Annotated in this window: 10 protein-coding genes; 6 read left to right on the forward strand and 4 right to left on the reverse strand. The window is 70.0% G+C overall.

The window, feature by feature from the left end:
- Positions 1-162: 162 nt before the first annotated feature.
- Positions 163-1,779, reverse strand: coding sequence for an ADP-ribosyltransferase domain-containing protein (locus AWQ70_RS32135; RefSeq protein WP_067184722.1), 1,617 nt, complete (start codon positions 1,777-1,779; stop codon positions 163-165).
- A 290-nt stretch (positions 1,780-2,069) separates the two neighbouring features.
- Between AWQ70_RS32135 and AWQ70_RS32140 the strand changes: the two genes are divergently transcribed.
- The 5 genes from AWQ70_RS32140 (at position 2,070) to AWQ70_RS32155 (ending at position 6,089) form a co-directional block, all read left to right on the forward strand.
- A complete protein-coding gene (locus tag AWQ70_RS32140) occupies positions 2,070-2,744 on the forward strand; it encodes a macro domain-containing protein (protein WP_067184728.1) in 675 nt (224 codons plus the stop codon).
- Positions 2,745-3,334: 590 nt separating this feature from the next.
- The gene (locus AWQ70_RS32145; protein ID WP_067184730.1) at positions 3,335-3,919 is read left to right on the forward strand and encodes a hypothetical protein; all 585 of its coding nucleotides are present in this window, start codon (positions 3,335-3,337) and stop codon (positions 3,917-3,919) included.
- 141 nt (positions 3,920-4,060) lie between these two features.
- Positions 4,061-4,195, forward strand: coding sequence for a hypothetical protein (locus AWQ70_RS42165; RefSeq protein ID WP_281197156.1), 135 nt, complete (start codon positions 4,061-4,063; stop codon positions 4,193-4,195).
- Between the two features lie 249 nt (positions 4,196-4,444).
- Entirely contained in the window at positions 4,445-5,452 is a 1,008-nt protein-coding gene (locus AWQ70_RS32150; protein WP_067184733.1) for a CDP-alcohol phosphatidyltransferase family protein, read from the forward strand.
- A 103-nt stretch (positions 5,453-5,555) separates the two neighbouring features.
- The gene (locus tag AWQ70_RS32155) at positions 5,556-6,089 is read left to right on the forward strand and encodes a sugar O-acetyltransferase (protein ID WP_218004739.1); all 534 of its coding nucleotides are present in this window, start codon (positions 5,556-5,558) and stop codon (positions 6,087-6,089) included.
- An 18-nt stretch (positions 6,090-6,107) separates the two neighbouring features.
- On the opposite strand, the gene AWQ70_RS32160 is transcribed toward AWQ70_RS32155, so the two are convergent.
- On the reverse strand, positions 6,108-6,971 hold the full coding sequence (locus AWQ70_RS32160) for an SAM-dependent methyltransferase (RefSeq protein WP_245647240.1): 864 nt from the start codon (positions 6,969-6,971) through the stop codon (positions 6,108-6,110).
- Between the two features lie 255 nt (positions 6,972-7,226).
- On the reverse strand, positions 7,227-8,042 hold the full coding sequence (locus AWQ70_RS32165) for a glycerophosphodiester phosphodiesterase (protein WP_157530720.1): 816 nt from the start codon (positions 8,040-8,042) through the stop codon (positions 7,227-7,229).
- Between the two features lie 407 nt (positions 8,043-8,449).
- Here AWQ70_RS32165 and AWQ70_RS32170 point away from each other — a divergent pair, with 407 nt between their 5' ends.
- Entirely contained in the window at positions 8,450-8,869 is a 420-nt protein-coding gene (locus AWQ70_RS32170; RefSeq protein WP_157530722.1) for a sensor histidine kinase, read from the forward strand.
- 15 nt (positions 8,870-8,884) lie between these two features.
- Here AWQ70_RS32170 and AWQ70_RS32175 read toward each other — a convergent pair.
- Positions 8,885-9,329 (reverse strand): LysR substrate-binding domain-containing protein (locus tag AWQ70_RS32175; protein WP_218004738.1); only part of this gene is annotated, 445 nt, incomplete at its 5' end.

Below are 9,329 nucleotides of genomic sequence, written 5' to 3' on the forward strand. Positions count from 1 at the left end.
TCTGATCTCGGGATTGTCGCGGATCCGCGCCCGGATCCGCCAGACGCCGGCGGCAGGGAAGGCGCCCGCCAGATCATTGCCGCGGCGCTGTGGACCGACCGGCGGCCCGGAGCGTCGCCGCCGGGCCGCCGGAGCTTCAGGAACGAGGACGGCCTCCGCCGCTCACGCCACCAGGTGCTGCTCGGCCAGTTCGGTGAGCTGAACGGTGCACAATCCGCCGCGCTCGACCTTCACGTCGGTCACCTTGAGCTGCGTGCCGGGGGTGAGGATGAACTCCTCCTCGCCGGTGAACGCGGAGAAGCTCCGGATGCCCACGGCCCGCTCGGGGAGCACCTCGAAGAGGGTCCGCTTGCCGCGGCGGCCGAGGAACGCCTGGGCCACGTCGAGCTTCGACGTACACGAGGACACACCCCACCACGTCACGGTCCGGCCGAGCGGATACTGCGCGCGCAGGTCCAGCGAAACCCCGCGCCACAGCGGCTCCTTGCGGACCGGCAGACGCGACACCGCCGAGAACAGGAGTCGCAGGTACGGCAGGTACGGGGCGATCCGGGTGCGGTCGGGATTGCGCAGCGTGGCGTTGATCTGCCGGTAGAACGCCGACTCGCAGGTGTAGAGATAGAGGGCCGCGATCTCGTCGGCGGAGATGCCGCCGGCCACGGCGTCCGCCTGCTTCTCGCCGAACTCGTACGACTGCGTCACGTGCCGGTCGAGACCCGACAGCAGCTCCGCCGCCGGAGCGACGGCCTCGCGGAAGTCCATGAGCGGGGTGTCGAACACGCCGGTGATCGCCGGGAGCTCCAGCCCCTCGTCCTTGACGCTGGCGAGCCGTTCGAGGTAGAGCTTGTGCAACTCCATGGTCGAGGCGATGAAGGCCCCCATGCGGTCGGCCGTGTCGGCGTCCGCCCCGCCGTTTCCCGCCGTCGGCGTGTTCCACCCCTTGCCGGGCAGCCAGTCGATCTCGTCGGCCCCGAGCGCCTTGAGCGCCCCGTTCACGGCGGCGAAGTGGTCCCCGTCGCAGAAGATGTCGCCCTGGGCGGCGGGGTTGGGGTGGTCGATGTGCTCGACCTTCACGTCGGGATATTTCTTCTGGAGCCGCCGCACGACCGCCTTCAGGCTGCGGGCGTGCGCCCCCCACCAGGCGAACACCACACCCCGGTCCTCCTCGTCGGCGTTCTGCTTGGCCTTGAGGATCTCCTCGACGAGCCGCTCGACGACCGGCCGCCAGAACGCGGTGTGCTGGTCGGTGGCCATCGCCCCGTCGCCGCTGGCGGTGAGCGCCGCGTTCAGAAGCAGCACGCCCTGCGTGAGCATCGCCTGGAACCACTCCGGCGGCTGTACGGTGTCGTGCTTCTTCAGGAGCGCGCGGATGTCGGCGATCGGCGTCTTCTTGGGGATGCCGTGCTTCCACATCGCCGCCGCCTTGATGATGCAGCGGATGGAGACGACCTTGCCGAACCGGCTGTCGGCCCAGTCGTGGAAGGTGTTGTCGAACATGGCGATGCCCGTGGCGCTCTCGGCCCGCGGGTACGGGTTCTGGCCGAAGACGACGACCTTCCACTTGTGCGGCGGGTTGGGCTTGAGCGCCTGGAAGGTCAGTTCGCGGACGGGCACGACGTTCGGACCACGGCCCGGGCCGATGAACGTGGGCGCGGCGGGCTGGGCCTCGATGACCGGCTTCAGGAGGGGCAGCCACGGCTCGCCGCCGCCCTTGAAGAGCTCGACGAGGGCCAGCGGGTCGTTCGGGCCGGGCGTGGTGGGGGCGTCGGCATCGCTCATCGTGGGCTCCCGGATCGGCGCGCCGTACCGATGACGGCACGGGTGACTGAAGTGGGGGGAATTGTGCCGCGTGAAGATCCCTGATGCGATGTCGGCAAGATGTCGGCAACCCGCAAGCCCGCCCCGATGGAGTGGGCGGGCTTCTCCGTCGCGGCGCATACGCCCTGGTGGAGCCGGTACGCCGGCGGACGCGGCGGTCGTCACCCTCCACAGCCAAGATCTGTTTGTCGGTGTGGCCCGCTACCTTCGTGGACGTTGGAACCGCCCCTCCCCCGTACCAGGAGTGAGCCATGACCGTCACGCATGTGAAGCCCCCGCTCAGGGTGGTGCTGGTGGACGTCAACGCGAAGGTGGTGCAGGAGTGGCGGGCCGCGTTCGCCGACACTCCCGAGGTCGAGATCCACAAGGGGTCGATCCTCACCCAGCGCGTCGACGCCTGGGTCAGCCCGACCAACTCCCGCGGCCGGATGGACGGCGGGGTCGACGCGGCCATCAAGCGGCACCTCGGCGCGGGCATCCAACTGCGCGTCCAGCGGGCGATCCGCGACCAGTTCGAAGGCTCGCTGCCGGTGGGAAGCGCGGTGTGCGTGCCGTCCGGCTCGACCAACCCGAAGTTCCTGATCTCCACGCCGACGATGGTGCAGTCGGCTCAGAACGTGAGCGAGACGCTGAACGTGGCTCTGGCCTGCGCCGCCGCGTTCCAGGCCATCCATGCGCAGAACGAGAAGGAGCCGGGCGCCATCGAGTCGGTGGCGCTGGTCGGCATGGGCGCGGCGACGGGCAAGGTGCCGCCGCGAGTGTGCGCCAACCTGATGTGGACCGGCTACACCCTGTTCAACGACTACTACTTCCGCGACTACGACGACCTGCGGACGACGATCAGCGAGCAACTCGACGACATCGACAACCGCCCCACGGAGGAGCGTGTACGCATCACGCCCCCCGCCCCTCGGTCCTGTCGTTGACGAAACGCGCCCCGGCCTGATCGGCATCGCCTGTACCGGTTCCCCCTGGGAGCCGACCCGGTGCCGACGACTGAAGGCCGGCACGGTCGGCACCCGCTCGCTGTACGGCGACTTCAAGACGCGACCGTCGTTCCCGCGACTCCGAGCGGGCGGAGCCTCGACCCGGGACCTCGATCTCACCGCCCTCGACCCGGCGGTCTGAGGAACCGACGTGACCCGGTGAGGTCCCCGGACCTACGTACCGAACGATCGACGGGAAGCCGGACCACCCGCGGATCGACCGGATCGCGCGCTGACCGCTCCGGCGCGTCGGGGGCGCGCAAGGGTGGCCGTCCCGCCGCCGTGAGGCTCCTCGCCGCCGATGCGGAAGGGGGCGGGCCTACCGGCGTGAAAGCGGATCGGCCCTGCGGCGGAGTAACGGTGTAACCCACAGAAGGGACACCGTGGATGGTGCTCCCCCGAAGCGCCGGCGAGGACCGATGACGCCGCGCTCATCGAGCAGTCGCGGCACCGTCCGGACCTCTTCGCGACGTTGTACGACCGATACTTCGGCGAGATTCGCCGCGTCCCGTCCGGCGGAGGGCCCCGTCGTGCTCTCCTCCCAGCCGGCCGCGCCCGTCCCCCTCGTGCCCGGGGAGAGGATGACCGCCCGGCAGATCCTGCTCGCGGCGGCGACCGCCGTGGCCAAGGCGCCCTCCGACGGCGCCTACTGGCGCACCCGTACTGTCAGCGGGCAGCGGTACGTCGACCCCGAGGGCCGGTACGTCATCCTGCGCGGTTCCTCGCGGGAGCAGTGGCCGGCGCGACGGCCCGGCGGGCAGAGCTGGTGGATCGACCAGAATCTCGGTGCGAAACCGGCGACCCCCCAGGACGAGGCGGCCTGGCGCGCGGCGGGCTCGCCCGACGTCAAGCAGGTGAAGCGCGCCCCGGACGAGCCGGTGGGGGCCCGGTTGAAGGGCGTGGAAGGGCTCGGGCGCGCCCCTCGCGCCGACCGGCACGACCTGCCAGTGCCGCCGGGCCCGGGGCGCTGCGGTCCGCCCGAGGTCTGCGGTCTGAGGCCCGAGACCCCGGGGCGCCGCATGGAGTGCCCCCATCCGTGTCCGCACCTTCCCGCTATCCACGCACATCATGACTTTTCGCACTATCCAGCGAACTTCTCCAGATTTCATGACTGATACGGCGGTTCGCGCATCCGTTCGCCGGAAAACGGAGCGTTCACCGGAAACGCCGTGCGGGCGACGAAATTCCGTGAGCTAATGAATGGATGGCGAAGAGTCAGAGAAACGCCACTCAAGAGGCCGAGTTGGATGCTTAGGATGATTTTTCAGCAAATATCGGTACTGTTCGGAGCCGACGACGACCCCCACCTGGGAGACGACACGCACGCGCTCGACCAGGATGAATACCTGGACGAGACGGATGAGTGGGACGACCTGGATGATGACTTCTGACATTTCCCACCAATTCGGAATTTTCGCCGACCATCGAGGGCGGGACGTCGAAGGAATGCCGCCGTCCAGCCGATCAGGAAGTACGGCCGGCAGGTGACACCGCCCCCGACTCCGGCGACCCCCGAAAAGCCCTCATCCCATCAAAACGGGAACTGACGGGATTTATCGTCATTTCATCGTTCCAGAACCGCGGCCGGCCCCGACCGGAGTGGTTCCGGCCGAGGGACCAGATCAAGAGGTTTTCCCCCTATGAAGTTCACATTGGATGACGTACAGTCGCGGACCTACAAGGCCCGGGACGCCTGGTGGACCGTGTTCCTCGTGGACCCGCTCGCGGGCCGCCTGGTGGTCGGGACCGCGAACCGCACCTCGATCACCCCCAACCAGATCACCTGGGGCGCGTTCCTGCTCGGCCTGGGATCGGCCGGCTGCTTCCTGACGGCGGACCGGCCATGGCTGCTCGTCGGAGCGGCGCTGTACCACCTGAGCTTCGTGCTCGACTGCATGGACGGAAAGATCGCCCGCCTCAAGGGCACGGGCACCGTGCTGGGCGGCTGGCTCGACTACGTCTTCGACCGGATCCGGGTGCTCACCTGCACCGTCGCCCTGATGTGGGGGCAGTACCGGGCGACAGGGCAGGAGCTCTACCTGCTCCTCGGCATCGGGGTCGTCTTCCTCGACATGCTGCGCTACGTCGACGCCCTCCAGATCGCGAAGGTCCGGCGCCAGATGCGCCGCACCCTCAAGAACGCGTACGACGACTGCGCCGCGGGCGGCGGATCGCCCACGCTCCCCCGGCGTCTGCTCCGCGACGACTCCGACCTGGACCTCGATCGCGACACCGATCTCGGCGCCGATCTGGCCGCCCGCCTCGACGCCGATCTGGCCGCCCGCCTCGACGCCGATCTGGCCGCCGATCTCGACGCCGAGGAGATGAGGCTCCGCGCGCTGGACGTCGTCGACCTGCAGGAGGAGTTCCGTTCGCGTTTCGCCTGGTACATCCGGGTCCGCGAGTGGTTGCGCGACCACCGGGTGCGGACCCACCTGATCAGCGGCATCGAGTTCCAGATGGCGGTGTTCATCGTCGGCCCGCTGCTCGGGCTCATCGTGCCGGTCACCGTCGGCGCGGCGGCCCTCCTGCTGCTCTTCGAGGCCGCGATCATGTACAAGCTCTGGTTGTCGTCCCGCGACCTCGCCCGGGCCCTCGCGGAGATCGGCGGCGCGTCACCGCAGACGCGGGCCCCGGCCGGGAACTGATCGTTTCCACTCCCCACCGGCCGCACGTTCGCGGGCCCGCTTGGATACGTTCGGGAGCGTGCATGATTTCTTCGCGGGCGACAGCCGTACGAACCGGGAACGGATGCTGGCGGGCGACCTCTACATCGCCGACGACCCCGATCTGGCCGCCGCCTCGAAGCGCGCCATCCTCCTCGCCCACCGGTACGGCGAGGTGTACGCCACCGACCAGGACGCCGCGCGGCCCATCCTGGAGGAGCTGATCGGCTCGATCGCGCCGGACGCCCACATCCGGCCGCCGCTGTACGTGGACTACGGGGCGCACATCACGATCGGTTCCGGCACGTTCGCCAACTACGGGCTGACCGCGCTGGACGTCGCTCCCATCACGATCGGGGCGGACGTCCAGATCGGCCCGAACGTCCAGCTCCTCACACCGACGCATCCCGTGGACCCGGTTCCGAGGCGCGCGAAGCTGGAGGCCGCCGAGCCGATCGTGATCGGCGACAACGTGTGGCTCGGCGGCGGCGCGATCGTGCTCGCCGGCGTCACCATCGGCGAGAACAGCGTGATCGGCGCGGGGGCCGTCGTCACCAGGGACATCCCGGCCGGAGTCGTCGCCGTCGGCAACCCCGCCCGGGTCATCCGTCACCTCTAGCGCCGCACCGGCTCCGGCTCACGCCTGGCCGGGGCCCGGCTTCCTGGCGACGCCGCCGGCGAACGTGTGATACGTGATCCCCTGCTCGGCGTGGTCGTCGGGCCCCGGCCGCCACTCGGGGAGCGGGACGAGGCCGGGGTCGAGCAGCTCGAAGTCCCCGAAGAAGGCGAGGATCTCCTCGCGTGTGCGCCAACGGCCGGTGCCGAGGTTCTCGTTGAACAACTTCTCGGCCGCGGCGGCCTGTTCCGCGACCTCCGGCAGGGCGGCCCCGGGATTGTGGAAGTGCGAGATCGCGACATGGCTGCCGGGGGCCAGGGCCTCCCGGTACTGGGCGGCGACGCCCTCGGGGTCCTCGTCGTCGTTGAGGTGGTGCAGGATCCCGAACAGCAGCAGGCCGACCGGCTGGGAGAAGTCGACGAGCCGCCGCAGGTCCGGGTGGTTCACGATCTCCTGGGGCTGCCTGATGTCGGCCTGGATGACCGTCGTGGTGTCGTTCCTGGCGAGCAGCGCCCGGCCGTGTACCAGGACGATCGGGTCGATGTCCACATAGACCACCCGCGCCGCCGGATCCACCTCCTGCGCGATCTCGTGGACGTTGCCCTGTGTGGGAAGGCCGGAGCCGATGTCGACGAACTGCCGGATCCCGGCCTCGGCGGCCAGGTGGCGGACGACCCGGCGGAGGAACTCGCGGTTGGCCCGGGCGGCCTCGGGCGCGTCCGGCGCGATCTGGAGGGCCATCTCGGCCACCTTGCGGTCGGACGCGAAGTTGTCCTTGCCGCCCAGCATGAAGTCGTAGACCCGCGCGACACTCGGCTTGGCGATCTCGATGCCGGCCGGCGCCCGTTCCCGCCCGCTTTCGGCCGGACTCCAACTATCGGACACAGTCATTCCTCCCGCTCGTTCGAGCACGGACCGATCACGATGATCCTAATAGCCAGATATACAAAGATGTCAGGCTTGTGATGCCTTTCCGGGGGAAATCGGAAGGCCCATCCATCACCGGATCGGCAATAGCGTCACCCACCGGACCCTCTCGTCCTTTATTTACCGATATTCACGGTTAAATGACTTATTGGGCGGCTGGATGTGGATCATTCGATCCGAGCTCCTGGAACGGTTCGGCGAGATCGCGGCCGGCTACCGGCACTTGCCCCGCAGCCAGGCCCGATATTCCTTCGGGTAGTTCGTCATCACGCTCCGCGCGCCCTGCTTGAGCACGGCCTGCCACCGGGACACGTTGCCCTTCCAGGAAGGGACGGGCTCGGTCCACGCCACGCTGTCGGTCCACCGGGCGGCCGCGCCCTTGAGGAGCCCGGGGTGGCGCTTCGCCAGCTCGCCCTGGATCCAGGCGTCGGTCGAGTAGACCATGATCCGCTGTGACCCCCGGCGCTCCTTGATCGGGTCGGAGATCTCCTTCCACGCCTTCGCCGCGTACCGGCGATCGGTGAGGACGCTCTTCGTCTCCGGCTTGATCTCCAGCAGCGCGACCAGTCCCCGCGACCGCACGTGGTCCAGCCACTGCCGCAGCGAGTAGACCCGCTCCCCCTTGTACGGACCACGGGTGATGCGGCGGCCCGCCAGGTTCCCCCGGCCGTACGTCCACCAGATATCGGTGATCTTCTGCTGGGGCCCGGTCAGCCCGTGGGTGGTGGTGTTGTGCCACATCACGGCCTTGGTGCCCTCCTTGGTGAGCTGGACGTCCGCCTCGACGCCGTCGGCTCCCCAGGCCTTCTGGTCGTCGACTCCCCGTACGTTGTTGGGCTGGCGCATCTGGTCCTTCGCCCAGCCGTTCGCGCCCTCGGGGTAGCCGCCGTGCCCGAAGACCAGCGGGCAGGACGGCAGCGCGGACACTCCGGCCGGTACGGCCGAGGCCGCGGCGGGCGCGGCGGGCGCCAGCGCACCGCAGGCCAGGACGGCCGCCGCCGCCGACAGTCCGGCCGTCGTCTTCGTCATCGTCACGTGTTCCACCAATCAGAGGTCGGTCCGCCTAATCCGCAGGGCAGGCTAGTGACGGGTCCGCGAGCGATCAAGGCGAACGGGGCGAACAGGACGGCCCGAAACCCGGGCGGGGGCGGATCTCCGGCACACCGGACGGCCGGCACGCCGCGGCGCGACGCCACGCACGGCCCGGGCGCGACGCCACGCGCGGCCCGCCGTGACACCGCCCGGCCCGGCGTGACCCGCGCGTACGCGGCGTCCCGGAAGAACAGGGACAATGGGCCCTTGCCGACGGGATGCCTCGCGCGCGATCACTAATATGCGGACTGATCGCCCAGACCTGGCAAGCCGGGCATCGGGGGCGGTGACGGCCCGGTGCTTCTGTACCGGTCGGCCGCGGTGTGGTTCAGGGAGGGAACGACATGGCTTCTATCTCCGATGTCCCGGCATCGGAAGAGGACATCACCGGAAGCGGTCTGGGACCGGCGGTGGAGTCCCTTCTGGCCGGATGGGCGGAGCGTGTGGCCGTCCCCGTCGAGGTGTGGGCGTCGCCGACGCGAGACGTGCCCGACGACGCCGCCCGGCTCGCGTACCGGATCCTGGTGGACGCGCTCCACCGCGTGGAGGGAGCCCAGGAGATCTCGGTCGCGATGACCACGGGCAGGACGCTGCGGTTGACCGTCTCCTGCGGCGGCCTGGCGGCCGAGCGCGGAGCGGACGCGGACGCCGTGGCGGCCGCGAACCACCTGCGCGCCCGGGTCAAGGCGATGCGCGGGATCTACTCCACCGGTTCCGCGGCGGGCGACGACATGACGATCACGCTGGAGCTCCCGCTCCCCTGACCGCCGCCGGCGCCGCTATCGCGTCCACAGGGACTCCTGCACCGTCCGGGCCAGGGCCATCAGCTCGCCGGAGACCCGCTCCGGGTGCCATGTCAGGCCGTACGTCATGCGCAGGTCTCCGGCGTCGAACGGCACGAAGCGCACGTCTTCGCGGCGGATCGAGCCCACGACCAACCGGGGCGCCGGCAGCAGTCCGACGCCGGCCGCGACGAGGTCGAGCGTCGCCGCGAAGTCGTCGATCTCGTCCGCCACCGCGTGCAGCCGGTGCGGCCCGCCCAGCAGGCCGGCGAGCCGCGCCCACATGCCGCCCGGCGGGCGGTTGCGCGGCACCAGGACGCGGTGCCCGGCCAGCCGGTCCGGCCCGACGGCCGCCGCGCTCGCGAGGGGGTCGCCCGCCGGGACCGCGAGGTGGCCGACCGGCACGTGGAACCGCGCGGCGGTGGTGAGCCCCAGCGGGAAC

The sequence above is a fragment of the Microtetraspora niveoalba genome (assembly GCF_001570405.1).
Taxonomy (GTDB): Bacteria; Actinomycetota; Actinomycetes; order Streptosporangiales; family Streptosporangiaceae; genus Microtetraspora; species Microtetraspora niveoalba.